This window comes from Metabacillus sp. B2-18 (genome assembly GCF_021117275.1).
Lineage (GTDB): Bacteria > Bacillota > Bacilli > Bacillales > Bacillaceae > Metabacillus.
Genome location: NZ_CP088245.1, coordinates 4,191,239 through 4,213,592, shown reverse-complemented (window position 1 = coordinate 4,213,592; position 22,354 = coordinate 4,191,239). Strand labels below are relative to the sequence as shown.

Annotated in this window: 19 protein-coding genes; all 19 read left to right on the top strand. The window is 35.3% G+C overall.

Annotation, left to right across the window (positions count from 1 at the left end; genetic code table 11):
- Positions 1–120 precede the first annotated feature (120 nt).
- Positions 121–663 (top strand): glycerol-3-phosphate responsive antiterminator, encoded by a 543-nt coding sequence (locus tag LPC09_RS21395; protein ID WP_231308237.1) that lies wholly within the window; start codon positions 121–123, stop codon positions 661–663.
- Between the two features lie 200 nt (positions 664–863).
- A complete protein-coding gene (locus LPC09_RS21390) occupies positions 864–2,525 on the top strand; it encodes a glycerol-3-phosphate dehydrogenase/oxidase (RefSeq protein WP_269217443.1) in 1,662 nt (553 codons plus the stop codon).
- 54 nt (positions 2,526–2,579) lie between these two features.
- A complete protein-coding gene (locus tag LPC09_RS21385) occupies positions 2,580–3,512 on the top strand; it encodes an alpha/beta hydrolase (protein WP_231308235.1) in 933 nt (310 codons plus the stop codon).
- A 143-nt stretch (positions 3,513–3,655) separates the two neighbouring features.
- Positions 3,656–4,855, top strand: a complete 1,200-nt coding sequence (locus LPC09_RS21380) for a GAF domain-containing SpoIIE family protein phosphatase (protein WP_231308234.1) — start codon at positions 3,656–3,658, stop codon at positions 4,853–4,855.
- A 13-nt stretch (positions 4,856–4,868) separates the two neighbouring features.
- Positions 4,869–5,288: an ATP-binding protein gene (locus tag LPC09_RS21375; protein WP_231308233.1), complete on the top strand. Its 420-nt coding sequence runs from the start codon at positions 4,869–4,871 to the stop codon at positions 5,286–5,288.
- A 2-nt stretch (positions 5,289–5,290) separates the two neighbouring features.
- The gene (locus LPC09_RS21370; RefSeq protein ID WP_231308232.1) at positions 5,291–5,656 is read left to right on the top strand and encodes an STAS domain-containing protein; all 366 of its coding nucleotides are present in this window, start codon (positions 5,291–5,293) and stop codon (positions 5,654–5,656) included.
- Positions 5,653–7,344 carry a methyl-accepting chemotaxis protein gene (locus LPC09_RS21365; RefSeq protein WP_231308231.1) on the top strand — a complete coding sequence of 564 codons (1,692 nt, stop codon included), beginning with the start codon at positions 5,653–5,655 and terminating at the stop codon, positions 7,342–7,344. The genes LPC09_RS21370 and LPC09_RS21365 overlap by 4 nt, the downstream gene beginning before the upstream one ends.
- 142 nt (positions 7,345–7,486) lie before the next feature.
- Positions 7,487–7,900 (top strand): ATP-binding protein, encoded by a 414-nt coding sequence (locus tag LPC09_RS21360; RefSeq protein WP_231308230.1) that lies wholly within the window; start codon positions 7,487–7,489, stop codon positions 7,898–7,900.
- Positions 7,901–7,903: 3 nt separating this feature from the next.
- Complete coding sequence (locus LPC09_RS21355) at positions 7,904–9,367, top strand: PAS domain-containing protein (RefSeq protein WP_231308229.1); 1,464 nt, start codon at positions 7,904–7,906, stop codon at positions 9,365–9,367.
- Between the two features lie 11 nt (positions 9,368–9,378).
- On the top strand, positions 9,379–9,654 hold the full coding sequence (locus LPC09_RS21350) for an STAS domain-containing protein (protein WP_231308228.1): 276 nt from the start codon (positions 9,379–9,381) through the stop codon (positions 9,652–9,654).
- A 210-nt stretch (positions 9,655–9,864) separates the two neighbouring features.
- Entirely contained in the window at positions 9,865–10,317 is a 453-nt protein-coding gene (locus tag LPC09_RS21345; protein WP_231308227.1) for a chemotaxis protein CheX, read from the top strand.
- Between the two features lie 27 nt (positions 10,318–10,344).
- Positions 10,345–10,704, top strand: a complete 360-nt coding sequence (locus LPC09_RS21340; protein WP_098799710.1) for a response regulator — start codon at positions 10,345–10,347, stop codon at positions 10,702–10,704.
- A gap of 336 nt (positions 10,705–11,040) precedes the next feature.
- Entirely contained in the window at positions 11,041–11,481 is a 441-nt protein-coding gene (locus LPC09_RS21335) for a chemotaxis protein CheW (protein WP_231308226.1), read from the top strand.
- Positions 11,482–11,501: 20 nt separating this feature from the next.
- Positions 11,502–14,060, top strand: coding sequence for a chemotaxis protein CheW (locus LPC09_RS21330; RefSeq protein ID WP_231308225.1), 2,559 nt, complete (start codon positions 11,502–11,504; stop codon positions 14,058–14,060).
- A gap of 33 nt (positions 14,061–14,093) precedes the next feature.
- Complete coding sequence (locus LPC09_RS21325) at positions 14,094–17,816, top strand: methyl-accepting chemotaxis protein (protein WP_231308224.1); 3,723 nt, start codon at positions 14,094–14,096, stop codon at positions 17,814–17,816.
- A 114-nt stretch (positions 17,817–17,930) separates the two neighbouring features.
- Positions 17,931–18,737, top strand: a complete 807-nt coding sequence (locus tag LPC09_RS21320) for a CheR family methyltransferase (RefSeq protein WP_231308223.1) — start codon at positions 17,931–17,933, stop codon at positions 18,735–18,737.
- 4 nt (positions 18,738–18,741) lie between these two features.
- Positions 18,742–19,773, top strand: a complete 1,032-nt coding sequence (locus tag LPC09_RS21315) for a protein-glutamate methylesterase/protein-glutamine glutaminase (protein ID WP_231308222.1) — start codon at positions 18,742–18,744, stop codon at positions 19,771–19,773.
- A gap of 42 nt (positions 19,774–19,815) precedes the next feature.
- A complete protein-coding gene (locus tag LPC09_RS21310; protein ID WP_176551198.1) occupies positions 19,816–20,157 on the top strand; it encodes an STAS domain-containing protein in 342 nt (113 codons plus the stop codon).
- A gap of 80 nt (positions 20,158–20,237) precedes the next feature.
- Positions 20,238–22,307, top strand: a complete 2,070-nt coding sequence (locus tag LPC09_RS27420; RefSeq protein WP_269217401.1) for a LuxR C-terminal-related transcriptional regulator — start codon at positions 20,238–20,240, stop codon at positions 22,305–22,307.
- Positions 22,308–22,354: the final 47 nt, after the last annotated feature.

Sequence of the window (22,354 nt, the reverse complement as noted above, 5' to 3'; positions counted from 1 at the left end):
TGGATGAGGTTTACCACGGTCGTTTTTGCTTTTCAGATTTATAACAAAACCTTTCATTTACAAATACTCTATTTAAATTTAAGCTTAGTATAGAACTTTATTTGAAGGAAAGGAACTACCATGCAAAAAATTTTACCGGCTTTTTCCTCAATCAAACAGTTTGAGAAATTTTTACAAAGTGATTATGAGATTGGAATATTCCTTGAAACTCACATTTCTCAATTGGGCAATTTTCATAAATTAGCAGAGCAGCATCATAAAAAGCTGATTTACCATGTTGATCTCATACATGGGTTGAAAAACGATGATTATGCTGCTGAATATATATGCCAGGAGTTTGATCCATATGGTCTTATTTCTACAAAATCTAATGTCATTTTAAAAGCAAAGCAAAAGGGTGTTGTGGCCATTCAACGAATGTTTTTAATTGATTCACATGCTTTGGAAAGAAGTTATCGTTTACTTGAGAAAACGAAGCCTGATTACATTGAGGTGCTCCCAGGAGCAATGCCATGGATGATTAAAGAGGTAAAGGAACGAACAAATACAAAGATTCTTGCCGGAGGTCTTATTCGTACATCGGAAGAAGTGGAAAAGGCACTTGAGGCTGGTGCTGATGCGATTACCACATCCAAAAGAGAGCTATGGAAATTCAGCAAGTAGACTGTGTTGTTATTGAACAGAAATCTTTTCATACCTCCCGTAAAATGCTACAATAATAGTAAGTTAATAAGACGGTTAGAGATTCGGAGAGACCAAACTACATTATAGTCATATGTCTATGATGTTGTTTGGTCTCTTTTTTGTTTGTTATCCGTCCTTATATTAAGCCTTACATTTGACGCTGAGGGGATGTCGAAATGATGAAGTTTTCAAGTATAACAAGAGGTGCACTTCTTGAAACGATGGATAAACAGGATTACGACTTGCTCGTTATTGGTGGAGGAATTACAGGGGCTGGGATTGCGTTGGATGCTGCCCTTCGAGGGATGAAGGTTGCTGTTGTTGAGATGCAGGATTTTGCTGCAGGAACATCGAGTCGCTCAACAAAACTTGTTCATGGAGGACTAAGATATTTAAAACAATTTCAAGTAGCGATGGTGGCAGAGGTTGGAAAAGAACGTGCAATTGTGTATGAAAATGGACCACATGTCACAACGCCTGAATGGATGCTGCTTCCAATACATCAAGGAGGAACCTTTGGTACATTCACCACCTCCGTTGCGTTACGTTTTTATGATTTTTTAGCAAGTGTCAAAAAGGGAGAACGCAGGAAAATGCTTTCTACAAAGGATACATTACGTAAAGAGCCATTACTTAAGAAAAAGGGGTTAAAAGGTGGGGGCTATTATGTTGAATATCGGACAGATGACGCGAGGTTGACAATTGAAGTATTAAAGGCAGCTGTTCAAAATGGAGCTCATATCGTAAATTATGCAAAAGCAGTTGATCTTTTATATAAAGATAATAAAGTGTCAGGTGCGACAGTGATGGATGTGCTAACGAAAACACAATACACCATCTCCGCCAAAAAAGTGGTAAATGCAGCTGGACCCTGGGTGGATGATGTTCGAAACAAGGATTATTCGAGAAATAACAAACAGCTTCGATTAACAAAAGGAGTTCACTTAGTACTTGATCAATCCGTTTTTCCTCTTCAGCAAGCTGTATATTTTGATACACCTGACGGACGAATGGTTTTTGCTATTCCACGTGATGGGAAAACGTATGTAGGGACAACAGATACATTTTTTGAGGAAGACACAGCCAATCCAAAAATGCTTGCAGAAGACCGAGATTATATTTTAAACAGCATAACGTATATGTTTCCGAATGTGAAATTGTCAAAGGAAGATGTTGAATCAAGCTGGGCGGGAGTACGTCCATTAATTTACGAAAAAGGAAAAGATCCTTCTGAAATTTCTCGAAAGGATGAGATTTGGGAAGCCGACAGTGGACTTATAACAATTGCTGGTGGTAAATTAACTGGCTATCGAAAAATGGCTGAATCAGTTGTGGATCTTGTTTCAAAGGGAATTAGTGAATCTTCAACAGGCGTATCTTTTAAAACTTCTCAAACGAAAACATATCCAATCTCTGGTGGTCATGTTGGCGGTTCGAAGGAATTCATGGCTTTTATTAAGAAAAAACAGGCAGAGGCAGTTAAATACGGCCTCACCAAAGAAGAAGGTCATTTTTTAGCAAAGCAATACGGATCAAATGTGGATTTAGTTTTTGAGTATAGCAATAGCTATCATAGTCATGATGCAATGGGATTATCAAGGGTTGTATATGCGCAACTTATGTACGCAATTGAACATGAAATGGTGGTGAAGCCGGTTGATTTCTTTATTCGCCGGACTGGTGCTTTATTTTTTGATCGTAACTGGGTAATTACTTGGAAAGAAAAAGTGATACCGTTCATGGCCAAAAAATTAAATTGGACGGAAGAGCAAATGAGGAATTATCAGGTACAATTAGATCAAGAATTACAAGATGCTGTTACACCGATTGATGAAAGATAGGCAGTGAAGGGGGTTAGGAGCGTGCTCTAACTCCCTTATTAAGGAGTGGATGAGTTGAGAGAAGAATATTGGTTACCTATGAAAGATGGGCATGAGGTTTTTGTTACAAAATGGTGGGAAGAAACAATGAAACCAAGAGCCGTTATCCAGTTTTCACATGGAATGGCTGAGCATATTAAACGTTATGAAGCATTTGCTCAATTCTTAGTTGATAATGGAATCTATTTGGTTGGTAATGATCATCGGGGACATGGACGAACAGGAGAAAAAAGTGGAAATAGTGGTTACTTTGCAGAAAATAATGGTTTTGAGAAAGTGGTAGAAGATTTAAAGGAAGTTTATGATCATGTTCGAGTGCAGTACCCCTCTGTGCCCATTTTTTTGATGGGTCATAGTATGGGATCTTTTTTAGTTAGACGTTTTCTACAATGCTTTCAGGCGGATATTCACGGTGTGATCTTGTCAGGTACAGGTGGAAACTCCCCCATTTCATTATCAATTGCAAAACTCATTGCAACGTTACAAATAAAAAAGTATGGTACCCTCGCTGAAAGTCAATTGTTAAATCGATTAACAACAGGCAGTTATAATAAAAAGTTTGTAAATGCTGAAACAGAATTTGAATGGTTATCCCGTGATCCACAGCAAATAAAGAATTACATTGATGATACTTATTGTGGAAAACCTGCAACAACGAGCTTTTATTATGATCTATATGATGGACTTAAACGCATTCAGGAAGATAAAGAGGTGAAAAAGGTTCAAAAGAATATACCATTTTATCTTTTTAGTGGAGATATGGATCCTGTTGGAAACTATTCAAAAGGAGTATCAGGATTGATAAAACAGATGAAAAAGCATGGAATAATTGAAATTGATTACAAAATCTATAAAGATGGTCGTCATGAAATGTTAAACGAAGTAAATCGTGATGAAGTATTTAAAGATCTTTTACAATGGCTGGAAAAACAATTGAATAAAAAGTGAAGGTAAAATGTTAGTTTGCAACACAAACTAACATTTTTTATTTGGACAGAAACGTAAATAATTGTAGAATTATGTCGATATAAGAAGAAAGACTCTTTATCTTAGTAAACTGCATGTAAAATCCATCGAAAAAAGGGAGATTTATGAGTAAATTAAAGAAGTTTGAACAGGCAGCATTGAACGTCATGCAATTAATGAGTGAAACGATAACGGCTCGTTCTTTTTTTGTCGCAACTACTAGAAATAACCGATTTAAAATACTAGAAAAATTCAATCTGGAAGGCGGATGTCCAATTCCGAGCCATGTTGACGAACCAGTCGAAATGTCGTACTGCCATATTGTAGCTAACAATAGAAAACCTTTATTAGTAAAAGATGCAGAAAATAAAGAACCGTTTAAAAGCATGGCCGTAACAGATGCATTTTCAATTGGATCATATGCAGGGGTACCTATTTACATGCAAGATGGATCAGTTTTTGGAACATTATGTGCTCTAGACCCGACTCCAAACCGTTTAAGTGAAGAAGACATTTCTGTTTTGGAGATGTTTGCAAGCTTTATCAGCAACACCATTAGTCTAGAAGAGGCGTATTCAAAGCTAAAACAATATGAAGAACAAATAACATTGGAGCTTCAGTTAGCGAAGAACATTCAGACTTCCTTTTTAAGTGAAGTAATAGATGATGAACAAATAAAGGTGGATTTCCTTTACACTCCTTCCTCCGATTTATCAGGTGATCTATGCCGTTGGGGGAAAGTAAAGAATGGCGTGTACACAGCAATTGTCCTCGATGTTATGGGACATGGAGTTTCATCAGCAATGATAGGAATGGCAATTACACCTATTTTAGAAACAATAGCCAATGATGTGAACTCTCCTTATGAAGTAATGTGTGAGTTAAATCGTTTAATAAAAGAGTGGTTTCAGAATAATTCCAAGGTTACCACCTTTATAACAGGTATTTATCTAGTAATTGATACGAACAACAATGTGATTAAGTATTATAATGCCGGACACCCCGCAGGAATGCTAGTCAATCATAACGGAACTTCTGAGATATTGGAGGAAGGTGGCGTACCATTAGGAATATTGGATGAGTTACCATATGTAGAAGCGAGTGTAACCTATCAAAATCCATGTGAAATACTCCTTTACTCGGATGGAGTACTTGATCATTTAATCGAAAAAAATGATTCACAGCAACTTATTTTAGCGTTAATGGATCGATATAAAGAGTATGTGAACAATAAAGTTTCCATCATTCCGTTGCTGAAGGACCAAGTTAGTCGATTAAACACATTAAACGACGATATTTGTGCGGTATCAATTTCGGTTAAATAATGTGGGGGTATGTATGTTTACGTTAAATGTTAAAATTCCATGTGACTTAAATGAGATTGAGAAACTAGAGCAAGCAATTAGGGAGCAACTATCACTTTATCAATGTTCTGTAAGAGACCATATCTGCTTTATTGTTCATGAACTACTAATTAATTCCTTTGAAGCAACGGTGAAAACTTTTTCTGCTCCGTCATCACTCTATTCTATTAATGCACATGTTGAAATGACTCATTCAGAGTATATCATTCATATAACTGATGAATGTGGTGGCGTGAAAGGTGAGGTCTTTACTCATGAGCTAGAAGATATCCTTTTAGAAGAACGTGGACGAGGACTGCTTATGGTAAGGGAGCTAGTAGACAGTATTTCTTTTCATCATAATGATGAAGAGGGTCTATTTACGGTTTTAGTTAAGAAAGAAAGGGGCGCCTAGAAATGGACGCAGCTAGAAATGAAACAATAGAAATAGAACAAACGAAAGAATATCAGCTATTTAGATTATCAGGAAAACTAACGTATGGAAAAACACAAGAATCAAAGGAAGCTATCCTTGAAAAAATAAATCCTGAAGCCACAAGCTATGTATTCGATCTTACCGCTGTAAAAATGGTTGATAGTACGGGCATGGGGCTATTTATTACCTTCTTGAATTACATGGATTCTGATAAAACTACTTTTTTAATTATAGAAAACAGCTTTATTCGAGAGTTATTTACGATTGCAAAGCTAAATAAGTTATTTATTATTTGTTCGAGTTTAGAAGAAGTGCATGGAATAGTAAAGGAGGGAAGAGAGCTATGAAATTAGGTGTAAAAGGAAAGTTAACTCTTTGGTTTCTAATTCTTTTCCTTATCGGCACGTCAATCTTGATCTTTCAATCTGTGTATACGGTAAAAAAAGAAGTGTTCGATCTTGCTGAAGAGAATTTAAATAGTGATTTGAAAGTAGCAAAAGGACTAATAGACCAACAATACCCTGGTGAATGGACAATAAAAGGTAATGAGCTATATAAAGGCGATACAAAGGTAAACGATAATGAAGAGATTGTAGATTCTATTGGTGAACTAACTAGTAATGCTGTGACAGTCTTCCAAGGAGATACAAGGGTTACGACAAATGTTAAAGATGAAGCTGGAAAGAGAGCTGTAGGAACAAAGGTTTCAGATGCTGTTGCTGCTGTGGCATTAGCCAAAGGTGAAACGTATATCGGTGAAGCTAATGTTGTTGGAAAAAATTTAGTTACAGTTTATGAACCTATTAAAAACTCTGCAGGTGAAATTATTGGAATGCTATTTGTTGGTCATTCTACTGAAGCTTATGAAACAATGACTTCTAACTTTCAATTTCAACTATTGGTAGAGGGTGTCGTTGCATTAATCGTTATTGCACTTATTATGTGGTGGGTGATTCATCGTCAAATTCAACCATTACAAAAAATGACTGCACTTTCTAAGCAAATTGCTGATGGTGACTTAACCGGTAATGAAATTAATACAAAACTAAACGATGAAATTGGTGAGTTATCACAATCAATTAATTTAATGAAAACGAATCTGAAGAACCTTATATCAAAGGTGATTGAAACAGCTGATCAAACAGCAGCAACTTCAGAGGAGTTATCAGCAAGTGCAGACGTAACAGGGGAAATGAGTTCTCAAATTGCTAGTACAACAACTGAAATTGCAGCAGGAGTTTCGAAGCAATCCTCTGAAGCTAATAATATATTAACTAAAATGAAAGAAACAGCAAGTCATGTTGAAGTGGGCGGTCAAATTATCGATGGAACTCTTGATTTGGCAAGGCGCTCTACAACAGAAGCTGGTCAAGGAAATACGGCAATAAATGAGGCGATTCAGCATCTTGGAAAAGTAACGAATACTGTAGAATTTGCTACAGAGTCCATCCAAAAGCTTGGGAAACGATCTGAGGAGATTGGCAGTATTATTACAGTAATTTCTGACATTTCAAATCAAACAAACTTATTAGCATTGAATGCTGCGATCGAAGCGGCAAGAGCTGGTGAAAATGGAAAAGGATTTGCTGTTGTAGCAGATGAAGTTCGTAAGCTTGCAGAGCAATCGAATACAGCAGCAAACCAAATTACAACATTAATTGAAGATATTCAATCTGAAACAAAAGTAACTGTGAATACAATGGAAACAAATCTTGTCTCTGTAAAAGAACAGGTCGGATTAATTGAAAAAGGTGGAGAATCTCTTCATAAAATCGTATTTAATGTTAAGGAAACGGAGCAAGGAGTTACAAAGGTGAAAGATATCTTCTTAGAACTAAGAAATTATACAAGCTCTGTTCTTGATTCAATTGAAAAGGTTACGGAAGTGATTGAAGCATCAGCAGCTTTATCAGAGGAAGCTGCTGCGTCCACTGAAGAGCAAAGTGCGACGATAGAGGAAGTGTCAGAAAGCGCAAGGGAGCTTGCGAAGATGGCTGAACAATTAAAACAAGAGCTTACAGTTTTTAACCTGTAAAAATGAAGCACGATACTTGAAAATAAGTATCGTGCTTTCCTACATATTGCTATTTCTGCATACTTACAAGAAATTAGGAAAAACTGTTTAAAAAATAAACAGATCTTACCAGAAAAAATAAACGATATTAGGGGATTATTTTATGAAAAAATCATTTGTTTTTACTGATCACGACCAATTTCAGCAAAGCTTGCCTCACATCGAGGCATTTATTGAAAAATGTGCAAGGGCAAAAAAAACAGTGATTATTTTTTCAATTATGGAAGCAGTTAACAATGCGCTAGAGCATGGAACAAAAGAAAACAAAGCTATTCCAATAACTTTAAATTTAGAAGTGAAAGAAAAGTGCTTTTCTGTTGAATGTGACCATAAAGGAGAAGGCTTTGATTATAAAAAAAAGTTAGAACTTATCGGCAATCCTGATCAGTATTTTGAAAATAATATTAGAAGTATTAGAGGCAGAGGAATAGCCATCATGAAGAAATGTTCAGATATGATAAGGTATTCCGATAACGGTCGAAAAGTTTTTTTAGCCTACCACCTGGATGAGGGCTAAAAAATGAAGGAACCTACTATTTTCGAGCAACTATTTAAAAATTACCCTGAAATCGTTTTTGTCATGGATAAAAAGGGAAGATATGTTTACGTCAATGAGAAAGCTCAAAAAGTATTGGGCTACCATCAAGATGATTTTACAGGTAAACATTATTCGGAGTTTCACTTTTTAACAGAGAATTCCCTTCACTTGTTAAAAGAACAATATCCAATGATGCAGGCTGGTGATATTCAGAAGGATATGATCATCACAGCCATTTCAAGTAAATTAAAAAAGCATTATTACAGCTTCTGGTTTGATACAATCATACATGATTCACAGGAATACATATGGTTTGTCCTAAAAGATGTTGGAAATCTAGTTGCCTTGAGGAATGAAAAAAAGCAGTTGAGGAAACAAAATTTTCTATTAGCGGAGGCTGTTCATCAAACAGGAGTTGGAATAGTAATAACTGACCCGAATCAGCATGATAATCCTATTATTTTTGCAAACAAATCTTTTCAGGAGATAACAGGTTATAGGAGTGAAGAAATAATCGGTAAAAACTGTCGATTTCTCCAAGGACCTGAAAGTAGTAAAAATACTATAGCTTCTCTAAGAGAAGCCGTTGAAAATAGGAAGGAAATTCACTGCGAAATTCTTAATTACTGTAAAGATGGCTCAACTTTTTGGAATGAACTAACGATTAGTCCGGTTTTTTCACCAAATGGGGAGCTTACTCACTTTATTGGAATACAAGTTGATATAACAAAAAGGAAAATGATGGAGCTAGATATTTCTATTGATTTAAGTTTAGCGAGAAATTTGCAGCAAATGCTCCTTAGTCACCCTTTACATAACAATCTAATTGAAATTGCGGGCTTTTATCATCCTTCTAATAAATTAGGAGGAGATTATTACAAATGGCATCAAATAAATGAGGATCAATATGTCGTGACGATAATGGATGTAATGGGACATGGAATAGCACCGTCTCTTATTACCATGCTTATTAACGCAGAAATAAACTTTCTCCTTGAGCAGCAGATAATAGACCCTAAAGAGGTCTTAGCGAAGTTGAATGATCATCAAATCAGTTTATTTTTAGAAAAAAATGAAGAAATTGGAAGATTTTACTTTACATGTATCTACCTTTTGATAGATACTAAAAAAAGAAGGATTGATTATATAAATGCAGGTCATCCCGATTTTTATTTGAAAAATGGAGATACTGTGAAAATGTTTGACTCTACTTCTATTCCAGTAGGCATTTTAAAGAATTATGATTTTAGGATGGGCACCATCTATTATCAACCGAATAGTGAACTGTTTTTACATACTGATGGAATGAATGAAATTCTAACGGAAAATGGAAACGTTTTTTCCGCTGAGTTTATTGAACGTAAGAATTTAGATAAAATAAATAAACGCCTAATGTTAACGGAACATGAAGATGATGTTTGCTTTATTTATGTAAAATTATCATAAGGAAGGTTGTTATGGACACATTTTATATTGAACATTCAGAATTGAATTTCAGAAATAATCAAAAGATATTAACTGATCTGCTTGATACGTTGAATAAGAGTAATCAAGGTTTGCTAATTGATTTAGAAAGTGTTGACTATGTAGACAGTATTGGTATTTCAATTTTTGTTTCCGTTTACGAAGTGGCAAATGCACAGAAAAAGAAAATGGAACTTTTAAATGCAAATGATAAAGTTCAAAAACTGTTACATATCACAAAACTTAATACACTTTTTAACATAAAGTAATCATATAAAATTGCGTCCGAATTTTCGGACGCAATTTTTTTGAAGAAAATCCGCAAATTTCTACAATAATTCAACCTTATTATTGAGCCGTTCCTAGGAATGATGTACTATATAATAAGAAAAAAGTCTTAGATATAATTCAAGTATACGAGTTAATAGAATTAAAAAATAATAGAGAGACCAACAACCAATAATCAGGAGGTGTTTTTATTGAGTGCGACTGTATCAACAACATTAGAAGATTTTCAGGAAGGAATACTCGACTCGATTAAACAGATTGTTCCTATTCCATATGAAGATGTCTCAGTACCTATCGTGCAAAAAGAATTATCCTTACAGTATGGAGTACTTGTTGGAGTAACAGGGGCTGTTAAGGGGAAAATTTTGTATAAAGCAGATGCTGATGTTTTTGGCTCAATTGGAGAATTAATGTTTGGAATGGCACTAGAGGGAGAAATGTTAAAATCTTTTTCCGGTGAACTAGGAAATATGCTTTCTGGCGGACTTTGTACGCATATTTTTTCAAAAGGTGTGACCATCGATATTACCGCTCCAACCATTATGGAAGGAAATTCAACACTTTCTGGATTTAGAGAAGCAATAGAAGTAGAGGTAACATTTCAAAATGGCAACAAATTAGCAGTTGGCTTAATGATAGACTAAGGCTGCTTAAAGGAAGGGGCAAGACAAATGGCAAGAATACTAGTAACAGATGATGCAGCATTCATGAGAATGCAGCTAAAAGATATGATCACAAAAGCAGGACATGAAGTAGTTGGTGAAGCAGAGAACGGTGAAGTGGCTGTACAAAAATATAAAGATCTAAAGCCGGACTTAGTGACTATGGATATTACAATGCCTGTTATGGATGGAGTCCAAGCTGTTCGTGAAATTAAAGCTTTTGACCCAAACGCAACAGTTATTATGTGCTCTGCAATGGGGCAGCAGCAAATGGTTGTTGAGGCCATTCAAGCAGGAGCAAAAGATTTCTTAGTGAAGCCATTTTCTCCGGACCGAATTACAGAAGCACTTCAGAAATTTTGTTCTTAATATAGGGATGTAGAAAAAGCCATGGCCTTTTGGGTCTGGCTTTTTTCTGTTAGAATAATTGTCTTTTCAGTATCTTCCTAGTCTCCAATGTATTTTCCTCAATTATATTACCGTAAAAGTTTTTTTAGATAAATACTCCTGTGAAAATGTAGGAAACAATTCCTATGAAACCAAAGAGTAAAACTTAATAACTATCCTCTCTGGTGATTTAATAGGTCTAGAATCCTATTCGAGTATGTCGACTTTTGTAGAAAAATAGGAACCCACTCCAATACTCATAATCTAAATAATACCTCAAAATAAAGCTATCAAATAAATAACAAGGAGGCGATCAATTTGGCGGTTGCTTCTGATATAGGCAGAGTTCAATTTGTCGTATTTTCCGTAAATCAACAACTTTATTCATTATCCATAGAAGAAGTGGTTGAAATTCTACGAGTTCCAAGCATTACAAGCATTCCTGGAATTAATGAAATGATTCAAGGAGTTATTAACTTACGCGGAAGCATTATTCCGGTTGTTAGTGTGCATAAGCGTTTTGAATTACCAATTTCAGAAAGAAACAAAAAAAATCGGATTGTTATTGTTCAAGGTACAAATGAAAACATAGGGTTAATGGTGGATGAAGTAAGAATGGTCACAAAATTTGAAGAGGAAAACGTAGAACCCCCACCTGGTTTGAAAGTAGATGAAGAGATCTTTACTGGCTTTGCAAAGCTAAATGATCAAGTTATTGGGATTCTTCATTTAGAGAAAGTTCTATATGAGCAATTATAGAACGTTATAGGGAGGTCAATATGACTGATTTTGACTTATCTGCCTATCTGGGAGTATTCCTCGATGAGGTGGATGAACAATTACAAATACTAGATTCAGAGATATTAGTGCTAGAACAGCACCCTGAAAAAATTGAAACCATTCAAAATATATTTCGAGCCGCTCATACACTTAAGGGGTCATCGGCATCAATGGGCTTTGAGCAAATGAAAGAATTTACTCATTATCTAGAAAATGTTTTTGATCAGGTTCGAAATCAAAAGCTAGCTGTTACACCTAAACTAGTTAATGTTATTTTTGAAAGCATCGATTTTATCAAAATTTTAAAAGATGGCATTTTAAATGGAAATCTCGAGGAAATTAATATTCAACCTTTTGTTGATAAGTTGAATGAATTTCATTCACAACAACTGAAAGAAGAAGAAATACCAAATGCTAAACCTACAAAAGATCAAATCACAACTGAGTTAGATGATTACACCAAAAATGTAGTGATTAGTGGTCTAGCTTTTGGCCATAATGCGCTGGAGATCTCGATTAAGCTTTCTAATGAAGCATTGATGAAAAATGTAAGAGCACTCTTAATTCATAATAACTTAAAAGAAGCAGGGGAAATTGTTGGTGCTTTTCCTTCCATTGATGAGATGGAGAAGTCTGAAGGCTTTGAAGGAGAAATGGCTTTCATCCTTCTCACCATGAGAACAAAACAAGAAATTCTTGAAATTATTAATCAAATATCGGATATCAAGTTTGTGAACATCAATCAAATAACAGAAGAGAATATGAATTCACATCAAAAAGAGCTGGCTGTTCCGAGTCCACAAGTCCAATTAGAACAAGTGCAAGATGATAAGCCTGTAGGAAGTCCAAAGGCAAAAATTAATCCAACCGTCCGAGTAGATGTGGATAAACTTGAACACTTAATGAATTTAGTAGGCGAATTAGTGATAGACCAAACAAGATTAGTTGATGTTCGTGGTAGATTGGCAGATCGTGATACGCGTCAAGAAGATGATATGGAAACACTCGACGAGGTAACAAACCATTTAAGTCGTGTAATCACTGAACTTCAAGAAGGCATGATGAAAACAAGAATGCTACCAATTGAACAACTTTTCAATCGGTTCCCTCGTATGGTGAGGGACACAACGCAAAAAGCAAATAAAGAAATTGACTTTGTTATGACCGGAAAAGAAACAGAGCTAGATCGAACATTAATAGAAGAAATTAGTGATCCAATTATTCATTTGCTTCGGAATTCAATTGACCATGGAATTGAACCACCTGACGAACGTGAACGCTTAGGCAAATCAAGAAAAGGTAAAATTGAACTTCGTGCGGCACATGAAGAAAATCATATTGTTATTTCAATACGTGATGATGGAAAAGGGATTGACCCAGAAAAGATCAAACAAACAGCCATTATTAAGGGAACAATTTCTGAAGAAGAGGCAGCTAAATTAGATGATAAAGAGGCAATGTTCCTCATCTTTAAATCAGGTATCTCAACAGCTGAGAAAATCACAGACATATCTGGTCGAGGTGTTGGAATGGATATCGTTCGTGCACATATTGAAAAGCTAAATGGCTTAATCGATATAGATTCAACTATTGGAGTTGGGACCACTTTTACGATTAAATTGCCACTTACATTGGCTATAATTAGTTCCTTATTAGTCAAGTTTGGACAAAAAACATTTGCGATTCCACTGGTGAATGTTCTTGAAATCATTCGATTAAATAAAGAAGATATTCAAACAATTAAAGAAAAAGAAGTTGGCCTTGTGAGAGGAAGGGTCCTGCCACTTGTGAGAATGAAGGAAAAACTAGGGTTGGATCTATCTGAAGAGGTGGCGGAAGAAAAGAAACGAGAATTTGTCATTGTTGTAGGAATTGCAGACAAACGTATTGGCATTATAGCTGATAAAACAATTGGTAATCAAGAAATTGTCATTAAATCACTAGGCCCTTATATTGGTTCACCACCGTATATAGCTGGTGCAACGATTATGGGGGATGGAAGTGTTGCACTCATTTTAGATGTTTCCTCAGTCGTTCGCGAACAAGGTACACAAGATACGGAAACAGCTACAGATAATAAACGAAAAGAACTGGAAGACGAACGTCAATTTGTCACCTTTAAGCTGGATACAGAGGAATATGGGATTGACATCCAACGTGCGAAAGATATTGTCTCCGTTCCTGCTATAACAAAAGTCGTCAATGCACCTAAGGATCTGTTAGGAATCATTAATTTAAGAGGAAAAATGCTTCCTGTTATTGACTTAAGAAGAAAATTTAATCTACAAGAACAGTTACAAACAAAGAAATCAAGAATCATCGTTGTAGAAAATAACCAGCAGGATGTTGGTTTCCTTGTAGATGAAGTAACACAAGTATTAAAAACTACAAATAGTCTTATTGAACAACCACCGTCAGGTAGTCAATATAATCATTCAAATCTTATTAAAGGGATAAGCAAGCTAGAGGATAGAGTTGTGATTATTCTTGAATTTAATGAGATCTTACAATCAATTAATCTGCAAGATCTTTCAGCAGAGCTAGTATCACAACCATAAATCATCTATTAAACAACTAGGAGGCCTTTGGCTATGAGTTTCTTTAAAAAAACAAAAGTACCTATGGAGCAACTAACGAGAGTATCGTCAAATTTAGAACAAGATATTAATCAACTAAATGATGTGATGACACAAATTTCAACTGGAAATGATCAACAGGCAGCATCTTTAAATCAAACAGGGAACATGATGTCGACGATTTCTAGATCAATTAATGGTGTTGTTTCAAATGCAGAAAACTTAAGAAAGTCTACGGCAAAATCTTTTTCTTCATTAGAAGGTATTCTTAATTCAATAAAAGGTTTGGATCAAAATGTAACAAACAGCTCAAAATCATTAAATGAAATCACTTCTGCAATGAAAGAAATGGCGAGCCAAATTACTGCAGTTGCTCAAAATGCAAATGTACTAACAGGATCTGCAAAAGATGCATCACACTCTATCCAGGAAATTGCTGCATCAGTTGAACAAGTATCAGGAAATTCAGTTGAAACATCAAAATCTATTGAAAATGTTTCAGCATCGATGGAACAAATGAGCAAATCGATTGTCGGAGTTGCAACAAATGCGGAAAGTTTAACAGATTCCGCGAAAAGTACGAGTGAGGCTATTCAAGAATTAGCAGCATCTATTCAACAAGTATCAGGAAACTCTGAGAAAACAGCAGCTTCTGTAGAACAAATTTCTGTTTCAATCGAGCAAATGGGAAAATCAATTAAAGGTGTTGAAGCGAACGCAGAAAGCTTAACATTGTCAGCTACAGATACGACTGCAGCCATTCAAGAACTAGCGGCATCTATTCAACAAGTTGCTGGGAATGCAGGCAGTACATCAAACTCTGTTGAAGAAGTATCTGCAGCAATTGAAGAGATGGCTGTTTCAATTGAGCAAGTAGCGAATAATGCTGTTAGTTTAACAGACTCAGCTAAACAAACAAATGATGGAATTCAAGAAATGGCTGCATCCAATTTGCAGATGTCAAAAAACGCAGAAAGTACCTCTGCATCAGTTGAAGAAGTGTCAGCTGCAATTGAAGAAATGGGTAGTCAAATTAAAGGAGTTACTCAAAATGCTGAAGTATTAGCGGCATCAGTTGAATCCACAAGCACATCTATTCAAGAAATGGCTGCATCTGTTCAACAAGTTTCAGGGAATTCACAAAGTGCAGCAAGTTCTGTAGAACAAGTTTCTGTATCGATCGAGCAAATCGGTGATTCGGTCAAAGGTGTGGCAGCAAATGCAGTTAGTTTAACAAATTCAGCAAAAGAAACAAATGATGCAATCCAAGAGATGGCAGCATCCATCGAACAAGTAGCTGGTAATTCAAGAAGTACAGCCATGGCCGTTGAGGAAGTATCTGCAGCTATTGAAGAAATGGGTAGTCAAATACAAGGAGTTTCAGTAAATGCAGAAAGTCTGAATAAATCATCTGAGGAATCAGCAGCTTCTATCCAAGAGCTAGCAGCATCAATACAACAGGTAGCAGGAAATGCACAAAGTACAGCAAGCTCTGTTGAACAAGTATCTGCCTCCATTGAGCAAATGGGTAAATCAATAAAAGGTGTTTCGGTAAATGCAGAAAGTTTAACAAATTCGGCAAAAGAAACAAATCAGTCCATTCAAGAAATGGCTGCATCTATTGAACAAGTGGCTGCTAATGCTGAAAATGTTAATTCATTAACAGGAAACGTAGCTCATGAAGCGCAAAATGGTCGTGAAGCAGTTTTACAATCAGTTGATGGGATGAAAGAAATTGGCATAGTTGTTAAGCAAGCTTCTACGGTTATGCAAAGTCTAGGAAAAAGCTCAGATGAAATTGGTAGTATTATCGAAGTGATTGATGATATTGCAGAGCAAACAAATCTACTTGCATTAAATGCAGCGATTGAAGCAGCCAGAGCTGGAGAGCATGGAAAAGGGTTTAGTGTTGTAGCAGATGAAGTTCGTAAGCTGGCTGAAAGAACAGCATCCGCTACAAAGGAAATTGCTACGTTAATTAAAGGTATTCAAGGTGAAACCTCTGATGCAATTAAGGCTATTGAGATTGGTGAAGAAAAAGTTGAACAAGGCTATAAGCTTTCAGACAGTGCTAGTGATGCAATTATTCGAATTGTAGATGGTGTTGAAAATATTACGACAGAAATTTCGCAAATTACCACAGCTACTACTCAGCAAGCTGTACAAGCCCAGGATATCGTAAAATCTGTTGAAAATGTAACAACACAAGCAGATTTAGTAACAAAAGCAACGGTTGAACAAACTTCTGGAGTGGAAGAAATTATTAAAGGTGTTCTGAATGCAAGAAACCAAGTAAGACAAATTACAGATGCAACATTAGAACAAGCGAAGCAATCTCAACATATTGTCGGCTCAATAGAAAGTATGACAAATCAAGTCGAGCTAGTTACTCAAGCAGTAAAAGAACAAGCAGCAGGAGTAACTGAAATTATTAACAGTGTTGTTAACGCGCGTGAGCAAGTAAAACAAATTACAACAGCAACAGAAGAGCAAGCACAGCAGTCGAAAAACATTGTAGAATCGGTAGCGAATGTAACAAAGCAGGCTGAGCTTGTGACGAATGCAGCGAATGAGCAAGCTATTGCTGTTGATGAAATAATCGAGGGTGTTCGTAACTCAAGAGAGCAAGTGAGACAGATTACAGTATCAACAGAGGAACAAGCAAAACAATCTCAAATGATTATTACTGAAGTTAGTAGTATGGTTGAGCAAACAAGACAAGTAACAGATTCGATGAAAGAACAAGCTGCTGGAGTAGAAGATATTATTAAAAGTGTGATCAATGCTCGTGAACAAGTGAAGCAGATTACTACAGCTACGGTGGAACAAACAAAGCAATCTGAACAGATGGTAAAGGCAATGGAAAACGTTACAAATCAAGCTGAACAAGTTACGACAGCAATGGTGGAGCAAACAGCTGGTGTAACAGAGATCATTAAAGGTGTAACGAATGCACGTGAGCAGGTGAGACAAATCACTACAGCAACTGACGAGCAAGCGAAAAAAGCACAAGAGGTTGTAAATGCAGTTGAATCTATTACGAACCAAGCAAATCAAGTAACAGAATCAGTAAAAGAACAAGTAACAGGTGTAGAAGAAATTATCACAGGTGTTGTTGAAGCTCGTGAACAAGTAAGACAAGTAACAGTTGCAACGGTTGAACAAGCAAAACAAGCGGAAAGTGTTGTGCAATCTGCTCAATCTATGACAAATCAAGCAGAAATGGTCACTAATGCTACGATTGAACAAGCAGGTGGAGCTGAAGAAATTACAAATGATATTCGATCTGCTAAAGAGCAAATGCTCCAAATTACATCAGCACTTGAAGAACAAACAAAACAAACTAGATCAATTGTTTCGATTACAAGTGATGTCACAAATCAAGCTGAACTTGTGACACAATCAACATCAGAGCAAACGGAACTGATTAAAGACATCACGAAGAGTATTGCTAATATTGCTGATCAAATGACGATTGTTACGACAGAAACAAAAGGCTTAACAACAGAAAGTGATGATGTTGTAAAACTTATTCAAGCTGTTAAAGATCAATCTGAAGAAATAACTGAAGCAACAAAACTACAATTAAATGAAATTCTTGAGCTAGAAAAAGTAATGAATGAAACAAGTGCTATGTTTAAGCAAAGTGCGAAAGATATTGATGGAGTAACTAGATTATCATCAACAATCAAGGATACAAACAAAGACATCCAACGTACACTTCAGTCAGTAAACTAATAGTAGGATAAGGGTCAGACCTTACAGTGAATATAATCTATCACACTGTTTAAAAGTGTCTGACCCTTAAATATATTTATGAATCAATTTATTAGGAAAAAGGAGATACGCAATATGGAAAATTTTGCGCTAAAGCAATTAGCTCAATTGGTTTATGAGTATTGTGGATTAAATTACTTGAATAATATTTCTTCTTTAGAAGCAAAAATTTCAAAACGTCTGGAACAATTAAGTGTAACATTATGGAGTTATATGCGTCTTTTAGAGGAAAACCCAAAAGAGTGGGATATTCTTGTAGAACTTTTAACAATTAATGAAACTTATTTTTATCGTGAAGATAAACAACTTCATGTTTTCCAAAATAAAGTAATACCAATACTGAAAAAAGAAAGAGCACTTGAACAACCAATAAAAATTTGGAGTGCTGCCTGCTCAACAGGGGAAGAACCGTATTCTCTTGTAATGATGTTAAATGATCTTGATGTAACATTAGAGGACAAGGTAACGATCACTGCAACAGATATAAATAAAAAGGTGCTACAAACAGCAACTAACGGAATTTATCATAAAAAATCGCTATCTTTTAGACGTATTCCGCAGAAATGGCTTGACACATATTTTGAAGAAACTGAAAATCATTATAGTGTGAAAAAAGACATACAAGATACGATCACTTTTAAATACTTAAATTTACTTGATGAAGAAAATATGAGAAATGAAGGTTTGTATGATGTTATATTTTGCCGGAACGTTTTAATTTATTTTGATGCTGAAACGGTTAAAAAGGTGGCAACCTCATTTTATCACTCACTTAAAAAAGGTGGATATCTCTTTTTAGGTCATGCAGAAAACATATCTACAATGGGGATAGGTTTTGAGACGATCAGTACAGATGGGACCTTCTACTATCGAAAGGGGTAACAAAATGAATGGCAAATATGGAGTGTTAGTTGTGGATGATTCTGCTTTTATGAGGAAAACTATTTCCACTTTAATAGAGGCAAGCCCTGATTTTTTTGTCATTGGAAAAGCAAGAAACGGGTTGGATGCAATTGAAAAGGTAAAGCAGCTAAAGCCTTCTATTGTAACACTAGATATTGAAATGCCTGAATTAGATGGTCTTCAAACGCTAGGAAGATTAATGAATGAAAATCCAGTACCAGTTGTTATGCTAAGCAATGGGACAGATTCTACACTTGAAGCCTTTGAATTAGGAGCAGTAGATTTTGTTATAAAAGAGGTCCTTGTAAATAATACAGAATTTCTTGACGATTTTTATCAAAGATTACTTGTAGCAGTTTCAGCAAAGTTACCAGTTTTGATACAAAAGGAAGAGGCTGTTCCAGACAATAAAGTCCACACAGAAGAAATGGTCGAAATGAGCAAAGAACTTCTTTTTATCGGTACTTCCACAGGTGGACCGTCAGCATTACAAACGATACTAACGAAATTTCCGTCAGATTTTCACCTTCCTATTGTGGTTGTTCAGCATATGCCACCAGGCTTTACGAAGCCTTTGGCAGATCGTTTTGATTCATTATGTCAACTTAAGGTAAAAGAGGCAGAGCACAATGAAATTCTTAAACCAGGTACAATATACATTGCTCCTGCAGGGCTACAGACAACAATTGATCAAAATGAAAGAAACGTATATCAAATAAAATTAAAGATTTCAGCAGGTATGGAAACATTATATAAGCCTTCTGTAGATGTTACATTATTATCAGCTGCTCCTCTATACAAAGAACGATTGCTCGCTGTCATTTTGACTGGAATGGGTGATGATGGGTTACGCGGTTGTCGGAAGGTGAAACAATTAGGAGGACTGGTCCTGACTGAATCAAAAGAAACATGTGTTGTCTATGGTATGCCAAAAGTGATTGATGAAGCTGGATTATCAGATGAACAGGCTCCATTGTTTAAAATGTACGATAAAATAAGACATGCATTGTTGTAAATGTTGGTGGAAACAGCCACTAATGAAGAAAGGATGGTTACTGTGGAGTTAATTCATAAAGAACTCGTCGATATCTTAAAAGTTAAGGAAACCGAAATTACAATTAAAAATAATGAATCATTTAAAGAGGATATCCAAACGCATCTATTAAAATCAAGCCAGTATATTATCTTGGATTTAGAAAACGTAAAATATTTAAATAGCACTTCTTTAGGTGTTATCGCGGATGCAGCTATGAAGGCAAAAAAAGAAGGAAAAGAGTTAGTTATATCAGGTGTAAATCCCCCGTTAGACGAGATTTTTACTATTGTAAGATTTCATACTTTTATGGGGTTATATAAAACAATAGAAGAGGCGGAAAATTATTTTCAAACATTAATATAGGTTAAAATTACCATCAAAAAAAGGATGTTTTTTACCGAAATATATAGTAGAGAGTTGTGTTTTGATGGGGGTTTGGCAAAATGAATATGATTCAGAATTTATTACAAATATTCTCCACATCTAGTGGGTTTCCGATATCCGTTATTAACAAGGACGGGCAAATTTTGATGTCAGTAAACAAAGTGAATGAAACACCATTTTATAAAATTAGTGATGTTGATTCCTTTCAAAAAGAAATAATTAGCACAGGACAGTTGATTTCGAAATCAACCATTTTTTCTTGGCATGAAGAAACATTAAATTTAAAGTTTATCTTATCCCCGGTTATTTCTTCTACCAAAACAAACTATTTACTTGTGGCAGGGCCATTTTTGGAAGAAAGTAAGGGAAATGACTTAGTAGATCTTTCTATGACTTCTGTTAATCAAGAGGAAAAGGCAGAGTTAGTCAATAAAATAGATTCAATTACCTTCATGATAAAAAGCTTTGAGGAGAATGAAAAACGAACTCAAGTTCAAAGAAAAGTAATCGATATTTTAACACATATAAGACAGTCGAAAGGGAATTTGAGTGAGGATGACCACTTTTTATCTCACCTTTTTGCACAAATTCTCCAATTAAATAGAATAGATTTTATTGGACTATCAGAAAAAATAGATCATGCCAAATTTATGATTAAAGCTGTACAAGGTCAGAGTATTGAACAATTAAAAGGAAATACATTTTATATCGGTGAAGGCTTGTTAGGAAAAGCTGTTGTTTTGGGGAAAAAAATGTTTTTGTCTGATATGGGCCTTACAAGTCGTAGTGATTTTTTTCAACAATTTCACTTATATCCAAATCAGTTATTTATTTTTCCTATAAAGAAAAAAGGTATTGTCGAAGGTCTTATGTTTGGTAGAACGACAGAAGAACGAATGATTAGTCAAGAGCTGCTTGATATTCTTCAGTTTATTGTTCATCTCTACTCAGAACGGAAAGCAAGTGATGAAGCTATAAAGCACGAAAAACATCTACAGCTTGCTTTTTATGGTTTATTAGACCTGTTAGAGGTTGCACTTCATACAGAAGATGTTAAAAATATCATGTACAAGGTTCTTGATTTTTGTCAGAGCATAAACAATCATAATTTTTCGAGTTTTACAGTAGATAATGGGGAAACAATTAGTAGAGGTGCTTTGAATGACCCACTACTTGAAGAGCATAAAAAGGTTTGCCATGAGCTTATTAGAGAAGGAAGCAACCTTCAACAGCTCAAGCGAATAAATGAACAGAGTATGGCCTTTCATCAACCAATCTTTGTTGAGAAGAATTGTATTGGTATGTTAACAGTAGAACTTAAGGATAGAAAAAAGTATGAAGAAGTGTCAATGAGTCTGCACATCATTGCTCGGTTATTGTCTAGGTGCATCAAAATAGAGCAACACAATGATGAAGAACTACTAGATAATAACCATTTAGAAACGATCAATTTACTTCACGATAGTTTAGAGGAATTAAATAAACAAAGTTATTTGAATACATTAGAAGCGATGAAACTAGTAAGGAAACTTTCACAATCACTATCAATACCTGAAACCTCTGTGGAACAACTTTTGAATGCTTGCAAGGTTATGACATATCGCTTGGAGTTTTTGAAAAGTAAATTAAAGAATTCAAAAGTACTTCATTTATTAGAAGAGAGTATGGATGTTTCTACAAAACAAGTGAATAAAAGTATAGAAGTGAAAATGATAACATATATTTACCAGACAATTGTAAAAAGAATAGATAAAAATTTAGCTCTATCTTTTCTTGATGATGAAATGAAAATAGCGATTCAGCAGGTAAGTCCTGATTTGGAAACCAGAATGGAAGTGAATCACTTATCCAGTTTAAAACAGGCAGAGGAAATGGAACTTGCTGATGAACAAATTAATGATCTTGTTGATATAAAAAGCGTAATTTTAGAATTAAAATTGACTTCAAGAGAGAAGGAAATACTCTTTTTAATACTAGAAGGTTTAAACAATCAGGAAGTAGGCAGCTATTTAAATATAAGTGTTCATACTGTGAAAAACCATATAACAAATATATTTAAGAAACTAAATGTTACAGATCGGGTTCAAGCAATGGCTAAGATTTACCGAATTAAATACGGGATGGAGTAAGAACAGGTGGTGATAGATTACCTGTTTTTATTTTGTTTGTGGACTTT